Genomic DNA, 15,831 nt, shown 5'->3' with positions numbered 1-15,831 from the left:
TTCACGAAATCCCCTTCTTCACTTCCAAAGCCTTAATGCATGTATAGACAAACGATGTAATTGGAGTTGTCTCGTCTGCATGTTTAATTAAGTAGCCAGACATGGATTCTATTTCAGTTTTTCTGTTCTCTTGAATATCTTTAAGCATTGAGGAAATATTATTTTTTGTATTTTGGGCAATCTTCTCCACACGTTTCCATTGTTCCTCCATCTCAAAACCAAGAATATGACTTGCCTCATTGCATAATTCTTTTGCCAGATTATTAATATATATATTCTGTAATATATCCCCGTTTCGTACATTAAATAAAGCAGTCAGTGGATTTATGACAGCATTTACGATCAGCTTTTCGGCTAATAAAGCTGACCAATCATCAACACTGTAAACCGGAAAAACTGGTTGTGTTAATTTATCTGCAAATGTCTTAACCATCCGTTCCTGAATGTTAAATCCTGCCAGCTTTATGCTTCCCTTTCCTGTATGCACAACTGTATGATCATTCATTCGAAATGCACCGTGCTCCACAACACCGAGCATAATAGGTTGTGAGCTTTTCTTCATACGTTCTGTATGACCCATTCCATTTTGTAGAAAGATTAGCGGTGTATCTGCATTTAACTTGGATATTTCCGGAAGTGTTGAGGTAAGCTGTTCTTGTTTCACACAGATGAATATACAATCTTCTTTTTTCATTTCAGAGATAAGTCTTGCTTCCACAGGTGAAACATTGCTGTTCCCTGGAATAACCAGTCCGTGTTTATTAATTGTTTCTTCATGCTCTTTTCTTCTGACATAAATCGTTATTCTATGTTCAGCAGAAAGGTAACTACCTAATAGTAAACCAATAGAACCTCCACCAATAACACCAATATTCACTCTTCTCGCCTCACTTTTTATTTATTGTACCAGAGAATAATAAATTTTTGATATGCTTTTTCATTTTTGCATTGTTTCAGCATTTCTTTTATTTCAATATATATACTTTTGTATTATAATTAGGGTATGCAAAATCCAAAATAATTCTGACAGATAAGGGGGAAATTTCTATGCAGGATGTAAAAGTTGAAAAACTATTGATTAATTATAAAACATTGGAGAAATTTAAGCACTTCAAAGAATATGGGAATCAGGAATTGTCCATGGCTGAAGATTTGCAGGATAATTTTGTGGAGAATGAAAGCGAATCACCATTTTACGGTATCTATTTTGGCAACAACCTGATAGCAAGAATGAGTTTATACAGAGTCCCAGCGAAATATGACGCCTATTTTGAACCGCCACAGGACTATTTGACACTGTGGAAATTAGAGGTTTTACCAGATTACCAAGGTGAGGGATATGGAAAAAAACTGGTCAATTTTGCTAAGGGTTACAAATTACCCATTAAAACAAATCCGCGCATTAACTCGCATGGTTTCTGGGAAAAAGTGGGTTTTCAAAAAGCCCATTATGACATGGAAAGGGATTTGGGGGAGAATCCTTTAATCTGGCTCCCGGAAGGTGTTGCCGAACAAGAAAAAAATTAGGTCAACGACTTCTATGAACCAGTTGATTTCAAATTAAAAAGTTCGATAACCATTTTATTTAATAAGACATGAATGATGATTAGCCATTCATGTCTTATTTCATATCAATCTTGAGAATTGCTTTTCACCCATCTCCATAGTTTACCCATTTCTTCCCAAGCATGATCATAACGTTGGAGCTGGTGTTTTAACCCTTCATTTTCTTTTTCCAAATCTCTCATTATTCTTTCCTGCTCTTTAAGCATCACACTATTTTCTTCCGGAAAATCAGATTTCATCTTTTCCAATAATAATATGGCAGTTTCTATCGTATTTCTCTCTTTATTATTATACTCCCCACCATCCCTTATATCCCTCTTCCCACCGTGCTTTCTATCTTCTTTTGCCATCTGGATTGCATCATTATATTCTTTTCGGATTGTTGCATTCCAACGGAACCCGCAGGCTGCTGAAGTACGCGATAATTGCTTTGCTACCTCCTTAAACGCCTCAAGCTGTGTCTTTCCATCACGAATATAGTGCAACACTGTTTCAGCTAAAATAGCATCTTCATCATTCGTCCATGCATCCTGACGTGTGGCATTCATACCATCCCTCCTTATATGTTTGCTATCAATGTATGCAAAAAATAGGAATGATAGAATAAATATCTTAACATTTAAAATAAAACTTATTAAAATCTCTCCCGCGATTGAAACTTCAAAACAGCATCTTTATGTTCTTTTGAATCCCATAAGCCAGCACTGCTACGAACTTCGTCACACATTATAGAAGATAATTTAGTTCCTGATAACTTATTAAGGTATTGTCTTTTCAGAATTTTCATTTGACTATATGATTTCGTAATATAAGGTGTTAGTATTGCTTCACGATGATTCCAATTTTCATCACACACAAGATGATGAATCCAGCCATTTTCTTTAAGTTCAATTGCATTAAACATATTTGCCTCCATTAACCATCTTAGTGCAAAGCTTGGGTTTACTTTTTCATATAATAGTGCTCCACCACCCCAACCTGGTAATATACCAAGATTCGATTGCACAAACCCGAATTTGGCAGTTTTCTTAGCAATTCGAATATCGCAGGCAGTTGCAATTTCACAACCTCCTCCCAATCCATCCCCATTAAGTAAACAAATCACAGGAACTGGAAACGATACAATTTCATAGAGAACTTCTTTCATCGTAGACAGTCTAAAAAACGCCTCATCAGGAGTAAGTTCTCCATGTAAATAATTTAAATCCCCGCCAGCACAGAACATTTTATTACCCGAACCAGTCAGTACTAAAAATTTGATAGTTTCCTTTTTTGCTTTTTCCAAGCTATTCCTCAATTCTTTCGCCATTTCTTTAGATATCGCGTTGTGCTTTTCAGGTCTATTTAAACAAATCTCCGCATAACCTTCTGCAAATTTTTGGTACTTTACGATTTCAGTCAAACTGTTTCCTCCTCAATGTTTATATATGTGAGATATTCCAGGCATTTTCCTTAGCCTGAATTTATGTAGAAAGAATAAAAGATTGATATTTTCAAAACTGCTAAAAAAGAAACAGATCACTTCCATTAGTGATCTGTTTCTTTTTGCAAATTTTAATATTTTATTATTTGCTTACTACTTCTTTGCCATCATAATGTCCACATGATTTACATACATGGTGTGGTTTTGCTAATTCACCACAATTTGAACATTCTACCATGCCAGGTACATGTAATTTTTTATGAGTACGACGTTGATTTTTAACTTTTTTAGAAGTTCTTCTTTTAGGTACTGCCATGACCTACACCTCCTTCATATAATAACGAAAGCAAAACTTGAACGGATATTCTTATTTTTCTTTCTTGTTATTTTCAAAAAAAGACTCCAATTTTTTCATGCGCGGATCGATTGTCTTTTCATTTTTTTCTTCAGAAATAAATTCCCAACCTTGTCCTTTTGAAGGAGCCTCTTTCTGGTCGCTTGTTCCATCAGAAAAAACTCGAAAAGGAACCTCTAATAAAATATTTTCCTTTATATACGGAGTTAAGTCAAGTACTTCCCCGTCTATTGGATGTATTTCACTTTCCTCTTCTGCTTCACCATAGTAAGGCGATGTAGTAAATACTTCGTCCGCCCTAATTTTAAATGGGTACGGTACATCCACTAATGTACGTGCGCAAGGTAAAATCATTTCCCCACTAATTGTAAATGAAAAAATAATTTGCTCCCCGTGAAGGGTACATTTCCCACTAACCTGAACTGAGTTTATTTCTCGTATATCATTATTCATCGATTCAAGCTCGGAGACATCTACCTTTTCATCAAAGGAATAAGGCTCATTATAAGCATTTTTTCTAATTTGACCTAATGCAATTTTCATAACTATCACCTCAAGGCAACAAGAGTAATTTTAAAAGAAAAGTAGTTATTTGTCAACATATTTTCTTTACAGTTTTTTTAAAGTTATTAACAGTGTTCCCGTCCCTACTGTCACTAATCATCTTTTATCAGTATATCGTGCATACCGGATGTTTTTTTGATACAATTATTACCATCATTCATGCAGGAGCTGTTCATATGAAAGCATGCGGACTTATTGTTGAATATAATCCATTTCATAATGGCCATCTTTATCATCTTCAGGAATCAAAGAAAATGTCAGATGCAGATTGTATGATTGCGGTGATGAGTGGTTCCTTCCTTCAAAGGGGAGAACCTGCTGTTATTGATAAATTTCATCGCACAAAAGCTGCTTTGTTGTCTGGAATTGATTTGGTTTTGGAATTACCGTATACTTTTTCTGTTCAAAGCAGTGACCTCTTCGCTAAAGGTGCTGTACATACACTAAATGAAGTTGGGGTTTCCGATATCTGTTTTGGCAGTGAATCGGGTAATATAACTGATTTTATTACAAGTTACAAAGTTTTTAAAGAAAAAGAGTTTGTATATCAGGAAGTGTTAAAAAAGCATCTTGAGCAAGGCGTATCTTTTCCCGAAGCAAGTAGACACGCCTACAAACATATCGGGTTATCAACTGATGCAATGGATTTGACAAAACCAAACAACATTCTCGGATTCAGCTATGTTAAAAACATCCTTGAAAAAGAGCTTCCGATCACCCCCTTTACGATACAGCGAACAAAGAGCGGCTACCATGATCAGCATATAAGCAGTACAATCGCCAGCGCTACAAGTATTCGGAAGGAATTGTTTGCCAGTAACGAATTAACACCGGAAATTGCAAAAGCACTACCTGCGGAAACTTATAGACAGCTGATTCAATATAAACAAACAGCATCTACATGGCATACATGGGAAAATTATTTCCAGCTTATCCATTACCGTGTAATGACAATGTCAATTGAAGAACTTGCAGAAATTGAAGGTATGGATGAAGGTCTTGAGTATCGCATCAAAAAAATGGCAGATAAAGTTGGGTCAATGTATGAATGGATTGAAGCAATTAAAACAAAACGCTACACCTGGACAAGACTTCAACGACTATTCGCCCATATATTAACAAACACAACCAAATTCGATATGCAAAACTTGCGGGAAATCAATTCTGTTCCATATATAAGAATATTGGGCATGTCGAAAATGGGACAAACCTATATAAACAAATTCAGAAAACAGTTGAACATTCCAATGATTACGAAACTCAGTAAAAACATTCATCCCATGCTGGCACTGGAAGAGAAGGCGAGTAACGCATACTATAGTATCCTTCCACCTAAACAGAAGAACAAACTTCGTAAACAAGAGATACAGCCGCCTATTCGAATAGAATGAAAGACCCTCGTACAATTCGAAGGTCTTTTTTATTTAACTATTTGGCTCTATTTGCTGTAGATAGTTTAAAGCATCACTAAAAGTATCCACAGGTACAATCTTCATATCTGAATCAATTTCTTCAGCGGTTTCTACAGCTATCTCATAATTCGAATTCGCTGCTCCATTTTCATTCGGGGCAAAGAATATATCAATCCCTTCCTGGTCCGAAGCTACAACCTTTTTATCAATCCCGCCTATACGATAAACATTTCCCGCATAGTCAACTTCTCCTGTTCCGGCAATTTGATAGCCTTTTGTAAGATCTGTTTCCGTTAGTTGATCATATATTTCCAGTGAAAACATCAACCCCGCACTAGGCCCGCCAATCCTTCCACTGGTAAATTTTATTTCAGGATCAACGTTAACATTACGGTCAGTTACCAGGCTAATTCCTATTCCTATTTTATTTTCCAGTTCACTAAAACTTTCCAAACTTATTTCTTTCGTTATATTTTCATCTTGCCGTACAACTTCAAGTGAAATGGTGTCCCCTTCCTCTTTATTTTCTACATAGCTGATTAAGTCGTCCCCTTCATCGATATCATTTCCATCTACCCCAATAATACGATCACCGATTTCAAGTTTGTCTTCTGCCGGCATTCCTTCCACGACTGATACAACATATACTCCGTTATATTCAATTGTGATACCTTCGTTAGCCGCTTTATAGGCAACGACCGTTGATGCCTCTTGGGAGCTTTCCATCATTTGTAGCTGTGCTTTCATATACTCATCTTCCGAGACACCTTCAGGACGAACCTGATGAAGGGGCAAAATTTGATGGTGTGGTAAAATTGTTGCAAAAATGTATTGGATTGGCGTAGCTTGACTTCCGCTGACCGTTACAAGATGCATATCACCCTCACTATCAAAACTATCCACCACTTCGACAATGGGATTTAATGGATCAGCGCCCCCTGGTCTTTGAATATAGTAATCAAGTCTGTACACTGAGAGAAAATAAGCAACAATGACTACTACTATCAAAGTTATAATATGCTTTTTAGTAAATTTCATCCTAAATCCCCTTCCAAATATAAAAACAAAAAATAAAAGAAAAATACATGGCAGTATGCCTAAAAAAACTTAGCTTTCGTCAAACCATAGTTTTCACTTATGCATTAAGAAAACTTTTATATTTTTCAACTAAAAAATGAAGTCCTTAGTATATCTATACATGAAACGTTTAAAAATAATACACTTAATTATATTAATATAAGGCATAAATTGCTGTTATCGATGCGTATATTGATAAAGAAATGTATTAGAAAAATCAGCTTATCAATAAACCTTAGCAGTGAAACTTAGTTGCAAGTATACAGAAGAAAGTCTTGTACTTTCTTCTCTGCTAAAAATACAAATAAGCTCCATTTATTCTACTACTATCATTAAAAGTTGTACAGAACAAAGGCTCTATCATAGGGGGCTATATATTGAAGCAAATACTTAAAACGATACTTTTATCCAGTGTTGCAAGTTTCATTACAATTGCATTGATAAGCTTTCCGAACGATACATTTGAAGCAAGTATTCGAGGGCTGAACATTTGGTGGGAAGTTGTTTTTCCATCATTACTGCCATTTTTTATCGCAGCAGAATTATTGATCGGATTTGGTGTTGTTAAATTTATCGGCGTACTATTTGAACCAATCATGCGACCACTCTTTAACGTTCCTGGTGCAGGCAGCTTTGGCTGGATTATGGGAATGGTAAGCGGCTATCCTACCGGTGCAAAAATTACTGCAAGGTTACGTGAAGATAAACAACTTTCACAAATTGAAGCTGAAAGGCTTGTTTCTTTTACAAACGCTTCGAGCCCGTTATTTATTTTTGTTGCTGTGTCAATCGGATTTTTCCATGATGCTGCATTAGGAATTTTATTGGCTATCTGCCATTATGCAAGTAATGCAATTGTTGGAATTTGTATGAGGTTTTACAGAAAGAATGAAGATACTGTAAAAAAAGACAAGCATGTAAAAAATCATAAACCATCCTTCACCAACGCATTCATGGAAATGCATCGGACACGAATGAATGATAAGCGCCCATTTGGTGAAGTAGTCAGTGATGCCGTTCTGAATTCTATTCAAACATTGGTAATGGTTGGTGGTTTCATCATTCTTTTTTCTGTTCTCACTAAGTTACTTTTTCTAGTTGGTGTATCTTCTATCATTGCCGCAGTTTTCAAACTGATACTAAGTATCCTTGCCTTTCCGGCTGAAATGGCCTTACCTTTATTATCGGGGCTGTTTGAAATCACAATAGGTGCACAGATGATATCTCAATTAACCACGGAGTCGCTATTGCCAAAAGCTATCCTTGTTAGTTTTATCTTAGGTTTCAATGGTTTTTCGGTACAAGCTCAGGTAGCCAGTATTCTATCTGGGACAGACATCAGGTTTTCCCCCTATTTTTTCGCAAGATTACTGCATGGATTCATAGCAAGTATACTGACTTTATTTTTGTATAAGCCCCTATATCTCGATAAACGGGTTTTTGATATGGAAATTTTATCAGTAGCACAGATGGGGACTCAAGATAATTGGTTAAGATTATTTGAAACCATGAATCAAACAGGTCCGTTAGTTACAATCTTCTTTTTAGGGGTTGCTGTACTTATATTGTTTAAAAGAATTAAAAAAGATGTTGCATGATTGATTGCAACATCTCTTTCTTTATTTATATTTTTCCTTTAAGGCCTTTTCGATTACAGTCGGAACCAGATCGGAAACATCTGCATTATACTTAGCTACTTCTTTGACAATGCTTGAACTTAAGAATGAATATTGATTATCGGTCATCATAAAAAAGGTTTCAATTTCCTCATTCAGCTTCCTATTCATAGAGGTGTTTTGCATCTCAAACTCAAAATCACTAATGGCGCGTAATCCACGTATTATAGCATCCGCATTATTTTCTTTTGCATAATCCATTAGTAAATGATCAGATGAGTCTACAGAAACATTAGGTAAATCCTTTGTAGCTTCTTTAATAAGCTCAATTCTTTCTTCGACTGTAAATAAGGGGGTTTTCGATTGGTTGTTGAACACTACCACTACTATTTCACCAAAAACTTTTATGCCTCGTTGAATAATATCCAGGTGTCCGTTTGTAATCGGGTCAAAACTTCCCGGACAAATTGCCTTTTTGCTCATTGAAAAGAGCTCCCTTCTATTTCTTTTTGTAAATAGTTATACCGGTTGTATCACCATAATTTTCCTGTTTGATCAATGAAAAATCAATGTGCTGTATGGGAAGTGTTTCAGAAACATCATGCTCACAATAAATAATTCCACCCTGTTCCATTAATTGAAGCTGGACAATCTCATCGATCAGTTTTTCATAAATCACTTTTTTATACGGGGGATCGATTAAAATCAATTCAAATTTCAGGTTTCTTTTAGCAGCGGCATGAATTGCACGAAATGCATCCGCACGGAACACTTCTGCCTTATCTTCCAATTTCAAGGTTTTTATGTTTTCATTAATAGTATGTATTGCTTTCGGGTGTTTATCAACAAAAATCGCATGTTCCATCCCTCTGCTCATTGCTTCGAAGCCTAATGAACCACTTCCGGCAAACAAATCCAACACAAGACCCCCTTGGAAGAAAGGTCCCATACGTTGAAATACAGCCTCTTTGACTTTATCGGTTGTAGGTCTTGTAGAGTTGCCTGGAACAGCTTTTAATTGCCTTCCCTTATACTCTCCCGCGATAACACGCATAAATTCACCTCGTTGCTCCAGCTTGGAAATTATAAAACGGATGCACTGACTGAAGAGTAACCTTGTCCAGTTCAGAGTTTTTATTCAAGTATTCGACATAATGCTACCATAAAAAGTGAAATAAATGATAGTAAAAAGAAAAAGTGAGTTTGTAAGCGTATATAAATTTTATCATTGTCCATAATAACATAATGAAACAGCTAATCGATAGCTTGGTTGTTTCAAAACTCGGAGAAGACTTAAACTTCCCCATAAGTTCTTCTTCCGGTTTCTCCTCTCCCTTTGCCTTTTTGTGTTTTAAAAAGGGACCTGCAGATTATTTCTGCAGGTTTATTTTTTTTCAGTTAAGAAACCAACATGGCGGCGTGTAGCATACCGTCACCATCTTCAATGAAAATAGCTAATTTAACCAGAAGGCTGTTTTCTAAAAGATTGGGATTGCGATTACTCATCCCATCAAAAAGACTTGGGACTGCGATTACTCACCCCGCCGATACATTCAACCAGGCATTATGCCCGTGATCCCCCGATAATATTTTTAAGTTTACAAGTAACTGCAAACCATATACCTTCTATGTCCTTGACTTGGAAGCAAAAAAAACTGCAGATACTTGTTTCAATATCTGCAGGAACTTTTATATGCCCATTTTATAATCATATTGTTTCGCCTTATCGGGTTTTTTGTTTTCAAAGTCTGTCTGTATAAATGGTTTATAGGAACTTTCCACTTTCGAAACGAATGAAAATTTCTTTAGTTTAAACTCTATTTCCTCCCGTTCTGACTGATCAACATAAATGACTGCGTATTTTAACTTTTTGGATGTATAAATTAAATGTCCATATCGTTTGATTTGCTTTATATTCTTTAAATGCTGAAACCAAACGATAATTCCCTGTCGATTTGTTTTCATTACTTATCCCCGCTAACATTTTTGTTACAAGATACGAATATATATAATGTGTTAAGATGCACAGCCGCATCCACCACCACTACCACAGCCACAACCACTGTCAGTCATAGCAGCGCCATCTTTAGGTGCTTTAATTTGCTCACTTGTGCTTAAAGCAACATATTGGCTAATTTCATCCAATAATTTTTGCAAATTTCGTTCGGCAATTTTAAAAGCAGCCACTTTTTCATTCATGTCCATATCACGTTTGGTCGAACGAACCTGTTTCATAATTTTATTATAATCCGGATGGTATCTACCAAACCTTTGTACATCTTCATAATGACTCTTTATATCAGCAAAAGCTTTTATCAGCTTTTGGGCCTCTTCATCTTCGTTCAGTGCTGTTTGGGAATTATTGTAGGCTGCCATCACGTCTGAATCAAGTACCATTTTTCCCAATTCCTCGGAACGATCCAGTATATCTACATATTCCATTGTTGCTATCATTATTACACCCCCATCAATATCATATCACTTTAGAATCATTATGAAAATAGTAAGATAACTAATCTTTCATTGCACCTGCAAATTGAATTAACATACCGATCATCTGAGCTTGTTTATTAAAATTTTCAACTTGTTGCGGAAATGTTTTGCCATAAAATTTCTTTGCTTCTTTTTCCAATTCTTCTATTCTTCCAGGATCCCGGGACAAATAGCGGTACCACATAGGATTATACCGAACAAAATCAGCTAATTTAGGGTTGTTATATAAAAAGTTATAAGTAAATGAATCCACGCTTCCTCCTCCTTAATCCCGGAACCAGTTAAATGGGTCTTTAGAAGTTGACTGCACTTTTTTACTTTCCTGGAATTGTTGAATAGCTTCTTGTATTGTTGTAATTGTGTTGTTTAATTGGCTGACCTGATTTTGTATTTTATTGATATCCATTTTTTCAGTAAGTTTAATCAGTTGTCCGAATAATTCGGTATTATTCCCTTTCAGCGAGTCGTCTTGTTCTTTTGTATCTTTTTCTTTATATCCATCCCAAAAAGCATCTTCTTCTCCCAATAATACCCACTTTTCATAATACTCCTGCCAGGACCTTCCGCTTTTTCTGATTTCCTCACGTAATGCCGGGTGTTTATTTATAAACTGCTTAAAATTTATAACTGTAGGATGCAATTTATCCTCACTCATTTTTTTCACCTCTTCAGCATAGTCACCTGTACTTATAATTTATGCCATGAAGGAAATGAGCGTGAGTGTATTTAGTTCTATGGTTTCTCCAAAAAGTTTTGAGTGTAATAGAGACGATATACCCCAACTCCTAAATGAGTATATTCATCTTCTAACAATGCTTCACGATGGCCTTCACTATTCAACCAGCCTTCCATTGCGGCAGGCGCGTCAACATATTGTGCAGCTATATTTTCTCCAGCTGCAGTATATAATACATCCACGACGGATAATCTTTCCTTTAACCCCTCTCCATTTAAGCCGTAATGAGAGAAGTAATTATTTTCCGCCATATCTTTACTATGACCGTAGGCAACTTCGCTTACTGTTTCCTGCCAGTTCAAAATCGCTTTTCCATGTTGGTTCCTCATAACATTCGTAATGTCAAAAACTTGTTGCTCCACCCCATCCTCTACCTCACTCCATTCATTATCTGTTAAATGCGGATCATTCGGTAAGCTTCCCCGATATTCTAAATCATATGGTCGGTGTTTAAGTAGTGTTTCACCTGTCAAAATCCGAATAGATGATAATTTATTTGTAAATGTATCAAAATAAGCTTGAAGGAAAATATCTTCTGTAAGTTTTGCCAGCGGACGAGTTTCCATATCTTCCATTTTCAAATTAAATGTATAGGATGACAAGCTTTGGCTATATTCTACTTCATCGGTAAATGATAACTGCTGTGAAACAGAATCATAGGATTGTCCAATTTGTAGTGGTTCGGTTTTCAGTTCATTCCCGGTTGCATAAATTGTAATAATCTCATTATCTTCCATACCAAACTGAATATACTGGCTGGTTTGGTCTGTATAAACCCACCACGTGTATCCATAAGCACTTCTATCTTTTCTTTGAGGTTCCCCCATCGTCTGTATCAGCTCTTCTGGTGACTTGCCAATCCATTGAAATAAACTGCCTTCTAATGGCATGTTGATCTGTTCTTTTTCCGGTGCAACCTTCGTTTCCAATTCGCTTTTCTTCTTTTTTACTACATTACTTATATTATCTATAGCTTCTTCAGGTGACATGTTATTTTGTTCCAATACGTAAAAACTGCCAAAGGCAAGAAGTGTTAAAATCAATAAATTTCGAATGAAACGCATGTAATTAGCTCCTTTTTATATTTATTTATTCAAATATATGCTTTATATAATTATACATACTATTTACCCTATTTTTTCCAAAAGTAATATGATATTAAAACCAACCATGTAATAGAATATTGTCCATTTCGATTGCAAGTTAGACAATTTCGTACTATTATAAGTTAGTGAGGACAAATATGTGAGGTGGATAAAATGAGATTAGAAAACACTGGAATAGAAGATGTTATTCTAGACATAAAACCGTTGGATCACATTACTGGAAAACATGCTTTTATTCGCGCTGGTCAATGGGATTACGAAAGGGTAACGTACGATTATAAAATCAATTCAAATGAGAAAAATATTACATACTATATTCGTGTACAGGGTTACGCAGTAGAAGGTGATGTAGACCGCGGTAATGCTATCATCAAGCTTATGACACCACTGCTAGGAAAACATTATTATCCCCATGGTGTAGAATATGGTGAGGGGGAGAACTTCCCTGAAAACCTTGTAGAACGCTCAAAAAATCTTGTAACAAAATTAGCGGAAGAAATTGCTCAATACAAAAAATAAAACCGTACCAACTGTTCCATTAACTGAGAAAGGACAGTTGGTTTTTTGTTCTGAAATAAAAAATTACATAATACATAGTGTTTGACTGTTCAAATCTGGTAATAAATGCTATAACTATACTAATTAATTCTTTTCATTTACAAGGAGGCAATGTATCAACTTGTTTCGATCTATATCAAAGCGGCATTGGACATTCATTTTTCTGACAGTACTTCTATTATTAATCATAATTTTCATCTTACCCGTATCTGTTCCGTTAATTGTTGCGTTTCTTACAGCTCTTATACTTAATCCACTAGTGAGACTCATACAGAAAAAAGGAAAACTAAACCGGAAATTTTCCGTGATTATTGTATTTCTTCTATTCATACTCTTTATTGGTGTGGCTGGTACATTTACAATTTCCAAAGCGGTAACACAGGTTGTGAATTTAGTAGAAGATGTTCCGGTATATATCAATCAGCTAAACGATACATATACAGAATGGGATAATCAGTTACAGCAATATATGGATAATTTACCCCCGGAATTTGTCAATCAAGTTTTAGCTGGGATAGAAGATAGTTTAATATCACTCAGTAATACTGCAAAAGAAATCATCACAATCGACAATATTGCCCAGATTTTCGCAAAGGTCCCTCAGTATTTGGTTAGCCTTATCGTCTATTTGATTGCCTTATTTTTATTCATGCTCGAATTACCGATTCTAAAATCAAAAATGTATGATCTGCTGACAAGAGAAACTGCTGAACGTGTATCTTTTATGAATACAAGACTTAAAAGTGTTTTTGTCGGTTTCTTTAAAGCCCAATTTCTTGTAAGCTTAATTATTCTTGCGGTAACCTTAATCAGTCTATACCTGATTGTACCTGAAGTCGCGTTAATCATGTCGATAATAGTCTGGATTATAGACTTAATCCCAATTATTGGTTCTATTGCCATACTGGGGCCATGGGCATTGTTTTTATTATTATCCGGTGATATGGGAATGGGGGTCCAGCTGGCGGTACTGGCAATAATCCTACTTGCTATAAGAAGGACTGTTGAACCTAAAGTAATGGGACAGCATATTGGCCTCTCACCACTCGCTACACTTATTGCAATGTTCCTGGGACTTCAACTTCTGGGGATATTAGGTTTTATTCTTGGTCCACTGATTGTGATTGCATTTAATTCGGCCAGAGAAGCTGGGATTATAAAATGGAATATAAAGATATAAACAAGAACTAATGGAACACTTAAGCGTCATTGAACATCACAGTTCCCTATAAAATGAAATGACTTTTTCTGTGTGTAGTGTTTTTTTCTGGGAAGTATTTCTTATCCTAAACGCAGGAATTGGATTTGGTTGACTTTGTAAAAATCTATATTGCAATATTTTATACAAACTTCATATAAAAAAGGGTGAGAAAAACTCACCCTTTTTTATCCTCCAAAAATTGCTTTTAACAAGCTTGTTGTCTCCCCATTGTCGAAAAGAATATACAGAAACAAATAAACCATCACACCTGTTATTGCTGTAAAGAACCATATAATACTTGTATATGGGCCAAGTTTTCTATGTTTTACGATGTTGCGTTTAAATGCCAGAGTTAGTGAAATAACACCAAATACTGCACCTGTTGTTGCTAAGATAATATGGAAAACTAAGAAAATTGTATAATAAATTTCAAGTTCCTGCGGTCCTCCAAAGCTTGTATTCCCGATAAAAATAGTACGTGACATATAGATGATAAAAAACAAAAGCGCACTAATAGCTGCGGCTATCATTGTTTTTTTATGTGCTCTAGCATTCCCCTTGCTGATAAAACGCCACCCAAATGCAATCAAGACGGCACTAAGTACAATAAAAAAGGTACTGATTGTCTGTAAAAAAGGCATTGCTCACGATTCCTTTCTAAATAAAACGTGGTTTAGAAATTTTTCCTAAGTTGTTTTTATAATTGAATTCACTCTTCTTTTTCTGCTTAATTCGATTCAGAAGGTAATGGATCTACTTTCATACTGTCCTTTGAAAACCATTTTAAGAACACATTGACTAAAATAATTCCATACGCAATTTCCTGAATAACTTTCATAATAATTCCACCTAATTGCTGATCAAGTAAAGTGCTCATTGGTGAAAACACCTCGGGTCCTGATAAAGGAATACTTATTCCCTGTAGTACATCCCCAGGCACACATAAACTTAACGCAGTCAGCCAGGCCCCACTCTGACTGTATGCCGCATACATTGGTTCGCTTGAAAAAATAATTAGTACACAAGCAGGGGTTATTAATACGCCATTCGCAAAAATGTACAAGATCTTAATCAATGAAGGCATCTTATCCAGTTCTTTAATTGGAGTTAATACTGGAAGCCACATAATAAATGCGGCAATCAATAAAATAAAATGAATCGATGTATGTGCCATCGGTGAGGACTTTGAAAAATCAAAGACAACAGGAATATGATAAATAGAAAAAAGAGCATTAAACAGCAATAAGGAAATCACTGGTTTAGTAAAAAACATAACTACCGGTCTAATAATTGGTGTATAAAGCACTTTTTCCCAAAGCCATACTGGGATTCCTTTTATAATTAAGATAGGAGAAATTAATAAATAAACAGCCATCTGAATCATATGGGCCGTTAACATGATATGGGACAATAAATCAATTGGAGAGCCCTTTACAATATAAATTAATAATAATGCAGTATAAAAAAACATCTGCTGTTTCAAACTTGGTTTTTCTGTACCGCCGAATTTATGTCGATACTTGACCGTAATTAAAAAATAAAGCAAACCCAGCAACACGATATAAATAAAAAAGTACGGACTCCATAATGCACGGAACCCAAATATCTGTAACTCTAACCACATAACTTTTCACTCCAAATAGACTTGTAACTAATATTATAACGTATATTTAAACCAGTTACATACTAATAATATGACGATTTTAGCACAGCCACTTATTAAT

20 protein-coding genes are annotated in these 15,831 nt (G+C 35.5%); 5 read left to right on the top strand and 15 right to left on the bottom strand.

Annotated elements, in window-relative coordinates:
• Position 1: 1 nt before the first annotated feature.
• Entirely contained in the window at positions 2 to 877 is an 876-nt protein-coding gene (locus ACZ427_RS06695; RefSeq protein WP_461179749.1) for a 2-dehydropantoate 2-reductase, read from the bottom strand.
• 170 nt (positions 878 to 1,047) lie between these two features.
• On the opposite strand from ACZ427_RS06695, the gene ACZ427_RS06690 reads away from it, so the two are divergent.
• Positions 1,048 to 1,527, top strand: coding sequence for an N-acetyltransferase (locus ACZ427_RS06690; RefSeq protein ID WP_461179750.1), 480 nt, complete (start codon positions 1,048 to 1,050; stop codon positions 1,525 to 1,527).
• Positions 1,528 to 1,631: 104 nt separating this feature from the next.
• On the opposite strand, the gene ACZ427_RS06685 is transcribed toward ACZ427_RS06690, so the two are convergent.
• From ACZ427_RS06685 to ACZ427_RS06670, 4 genes are all read right to left on the bottom strand, one after another.
• Positions 1,632 to 2,114: an RsfA family transcriptional regulator gene (locus ACZ427_RS06685; RefSeq protein ID WP_461179751.1), complete on the bottom strand. Its 483-nt coding sequence runs from the start codon at positions 2,112 to 2,114 to the stop codon at positions 1,632 to 1,634.
• Between the two features lie 86 nt (positions 2,115 to 2,200).
• Entirely contained in the window at positions 2,201 to 2,968 is a 768-nt protein-coding gene (locus ACZ427_RS06680) for an enoyl-CoA hydratase/isomerase family protein (RefSeq protein WP_461179752.1), read from the bottom strand.
• A 163-nt stretch (positions 2,969 to 3,131) separates the two neighbouring features.
• The gene (gene rpmF, locus ACZ427_RS06675; RefSeq protein ID WP_461179753.1) at positions 3,132 to 3,305 is read right to left on the bottom strand and encodes a 50S ribosomal protein L32; all 174 of its coding nucleotides are present in this window, start codon (positions 3,303 to 3,305) and stop codon (positions 3,132 to 3,134) included.
• Between the two features lie 51 nt (positions 3,306 to 3,356).
• On the bottom strand, positions 3,357 to 3,887 hold the full coding sequence (locus tag ACZ427_RS06670; protein ID WP_461179754.1) for a YceD family protein: 531 nt from the start codon (positions 3,885 to 3,887) through the stop codon (positions 3,357 to 3,359).
• Positions 3,888 to 4,084: 197 nt separating this feature from the next.
• Between ACZ427_RS06670 and ACZ427_RS06665 the strand changes: the two genes are divergently transcribed.
• Positions 4,085 to 5,299, top strand: a complete 1,215-nt coding sequence (locus tag ACZ427_RS06665) for a nucleotidyltransferase (protein WP_461179755.1) — start codon at positions 4,085 to 4,087, stop codon at positions 5,297 to 5,299.
• A gap of 33 nt (positions 5,300 to 5,332) precedes the next feature.
• On the opposite strand, the gene ACZ427_RS06660 is transcribed toward ACZ427_RS06665, so the two are convergent.
• The gene (locus ACZ427_RS06660; RefSeq protein ID WP_461179756.1) at positions 5,333 to 6,358 is read right to left on the bottom strand and encodes a SepM family pheromone-processing serine protease; all 1,026 of its coding nucleotides are present in this window, start codon (positions 6,356 to 6,358) and stop codon (positions 5,333 to 5,335) included.
• A 416-nt stretch (positions 6,359 to 6,774) separates the two neighbouring features.
• Here ACZ427_RS06660 and ylbJ point away from each other — a divergent pair, with 416 nt between their 5' ends.
• A complete protein-coding gene (gene ylbJ, locus ACZ427_RS06655; protein WP_461179757.1) occupies positions 6,775 to 7,995 on the top strand; it encodes a sporulation integral membrane protein YlbJ in 1,221 nt (406 codons plus the stop codon).
• Between the two features lie 21 nt (positions 7,996 to 8,016).
• Here ylbJ and coaD read toward each other — a convergent pair whose 3' ends face one another.
• From coaD to ACZ427_RS06620, 7 genes are all read right to left on the bottom strand, one after another.
• Positions 8,017 to 8,496, bottom strand: coding sequence for a pantetheine-phosphate adenylyltransferase (gene coaD / locus ACZ427_RS06650; RefSeq protein ID WP_461179758.1), 480 nt, complete (start codon positions 8,494 to 8,496; stop codon positions 8,017 to 8,019).
• Positions 8,497 to 8,512: 16 nt separating this feature from the next.
• The gene (rsmD, locus tag ACZ427_RS06645) at positions 8,513 to 9,067 is read right to left on the bottom strand and encodes a 16S rRNA (guanine(966)-N(2))-methyltransferase RsmD (RefSeq protein WP_461179759.1); all 555 of its coding nucleotides are present in this window, start codon (positions 9,065 to 9,067) and stop codon (positions 8,513 to 8,515) included.
• Positions 9,068 to 9,702: 635 nt separating this feature from the next.
• Positions 9,703 to 9,978, bottom strand: coding sequence for a YlbG family protein (locus tag ACZ427_RS06640; protein ID WP_461179760.1), 276 nt, complete (start codon positions 9,976 to 9,978; stop codon positions 9,703 to 9,705).
• A gap of 51 nt (positions 9,979 to 10,029) precedes the next feature.
• Positions 10,030 to 10,467 carry a YlbF/YmcA family competence regulator gene (locus ACZ427_RS06635; RefSeq protein ID WP_461179761.1) on the bottom strand — a complete coding sequence of 146 codons (438 nt, stop codon included), beginning with the start codon at positions 10,465 to 10,467 and terminating at the stop codon, positions 10,030 to 10,032.
• 58 nt (positions 10,468 to 10,525) lie between these two features.
• Positions 10,526 to 10,759 carry a YlbE-like family protein gene (locus ACZ427_RS06630; protein ID WP_461179762.1) on the bottom strand — a complete coding sequence of 78 codons (234 nt, stop codon included), beginning with the start codon at positions 10,757 to 10,759 and terminating at the stop codon, positions 10,526 to 10,528.
• A 12-nt stretch (positions 10,760 to 10,771) separates the two neighbouring features.
• Positions 10,772 to 11,161 (bottom strand): YlbD family protein, encoded by a 390-nt coding sequence (gene ylbD / locus ACZ427_RS06625; RefSeq protein ID WP_461179763.1) that lies wholly within the window; start codon positions 11,159 to 11,161, stop codon positions 10,772 to 10,774.
• Between the two features lie 77 nt (positions 11,162 to 11,238).
• Positions 11,239 to 12,306 (bottom strand): CAP domain-containing protein, encoded by a 1,068-nt coding sequence (locus ACZ427_RS06620; protein ID WP_461179764.1) that lies wholly within the window; start codon positions 12,304 to 12,306, stop codon positions 11,239 to 11,241.
• 195 nt (positions 12,307 to 12,501) lie between these two features.
• Between ACZ427_RS06620 and ACZ427_RS06615 the strand changes: the two genes are divergently transcribed.
• Positions 12,502 to 12,867 (top strand): YugN family protein, encoded by a 366-nt coding sequence (locus tag ACZ427_RS06615; RefSeq protein WP_461179765.1) that lies wholly within the window; start codon positions 12,502 to 12,504, stop codon positions 12,865 to 12,867.
• 160 nt (positions 12,868 to 13,027) lie between these two features.
• A complete protein-coding gene (gene ytvI / locus ACZ427_RS06610; protein ID WP_461179766.1) occupies positions 13,028 to 14,086 on the top strand; it encodes a sporulation integral membrane protein YtvI in 1,059 nt (352 codons plus the stop codon).
• 206 nt (positions 14,087 to 14,292) lie between these two features.
• On the opposite strand, the gene ACZ427_RS06605 is transcribed toward ytvI, so the two are convergent.
• Both ACZ427_RS06605 and ctaG read right to left on the bottom strand, forming a co-directional pair.
• A complete protein-coding gene (locus ACZ427_RS06605) occupies positions 14,293 to 14,748 on the bottom strand; it encodes a DUF420 domain-containing protein (protein ID WP_461179767.1) in 456 nt (151 codons plus the stop codon).
• An 86-nt stretch (positions 14,749 to 14,834) separates the two neighbouring features.
• A complete protein-coding gene (gene ctaG, locus ACZ427_RS06600) occupies positions 14,835 to 15,731 on the bottom strand; it encodes a cytochrome c oxidase assembly factor CtaG (RefSeq protein ID WP_461179768.1) in 897 nt (298 codons plus the stop codon).
• Positions 15,732 to 15,831: the final 100 nt, after the last annotated feature.

It is taken from the genome of Virgibacillus ainsalahensis, assembly GCF_055380755.1.
Note: the sequence above shows the minus strand (reverse complement) of the source record. Positions and strands in the feature narration are given on the sequence as shown.

Coding starts and splice junctions, on each gene's coding strand:
- ACZ427_RS06690 (WP_461179750.1), top strand. CDS start 1,048: ATGCAGGATGTAAAAGTTGAAAAACTATTGATTAATTATAAAACATTG.
- ACZ427_RS06685 (WP_461179751.1), bottom strand. CDS start 2,114: ATGAATGCCACACGTCAGGATGCATGGACGAATGATGAAGATGCTATT.
- rpmF (WP_461179753.1), bottom strand. CDS start 3,305: ATGGCAGTACCTAAAAGAAGAACTTCTAAAAAAGTTAAAAATCAACGT.
- ACZ427_RS06670 (WP_461179754.1), bottom strand. CDS start 3,887: ATGAAAATTGCATTAGGTCAAATTAGAAAAAATGCTTATAATGAGCCT.
- ACZ427_RS06665 (WP_461179755.1), top strand. CDS start 4,085: ATGAAAGCATGCGGACTTATTGTTGAATATAATCCATTTCATAATGGC.
- ACZ427_RS06660 (WP_461179756.1), bottom strand. CDS start 6,358: ATGAAATTTACTAAAAAGCATATTATAACTTTGATAGTAGTAGTCATT.
- coaD (WP_461179758.1), bottom strand. CDS start 8,496: ATGAGCAAAAAGGCAATTTGTCCGGGAAGTTTTGACCCGATTACAAAC.
- rsmD (WP_461179759.1), bottom strand. CDS start 9,067: ATGCGTGTTATCGCGGGAGAGTATAAGGGAAGGCAATTAAAAGCTGTT.
- ACZ427_RS06640 (WP_461179760.1), bottom strand. CDS start 9,978: ATGAAAACAAATCGACAGGGAATTATCGTTTGGTTTCAGCATTTAAAG.
- ACZ427_RS06635 (WP_461179761.1), bottom strand. CDS start 10,467: ATGATAGCAACAATGGAATATGTAGATATACTGGATCGTTCCGAGGAA.
- ylbD (WP_461179763.1), bottom strand. CDS start 11,161: ATGAGTGAGGATAAATTGCATCCTACAGTTATAAATTTTAAGCAGTTT.
- ACZ427_RS06620 (WP_461179764.1), bottom strand. CDS start 12,306: ATGCGTTTCATTCGAAATTTATTGATTTTAACACTTCTTGCCTTTGGC.
- ACZ427_RS06615 (WP_461179765.1), top strand. CDS start 12,502: ATGAGATTAGAAAACACTGGAATAGAAGATGTTATTCTAGACATAAAA.
- ACZ427_RS06605 (WP_461179767.1), bottom strand. CDS start 14,748: ATGCCTTTTTTACAGACAATCAGTACCTTTTTTATTGTACTTAGTGCC.
- ctaG (WP_461179768.1), bottom strand. CDS start 15,731: ATGTGGTTAGAGTTACAGATATTTGGGTTCCGTGCATTATGGAGTCCG.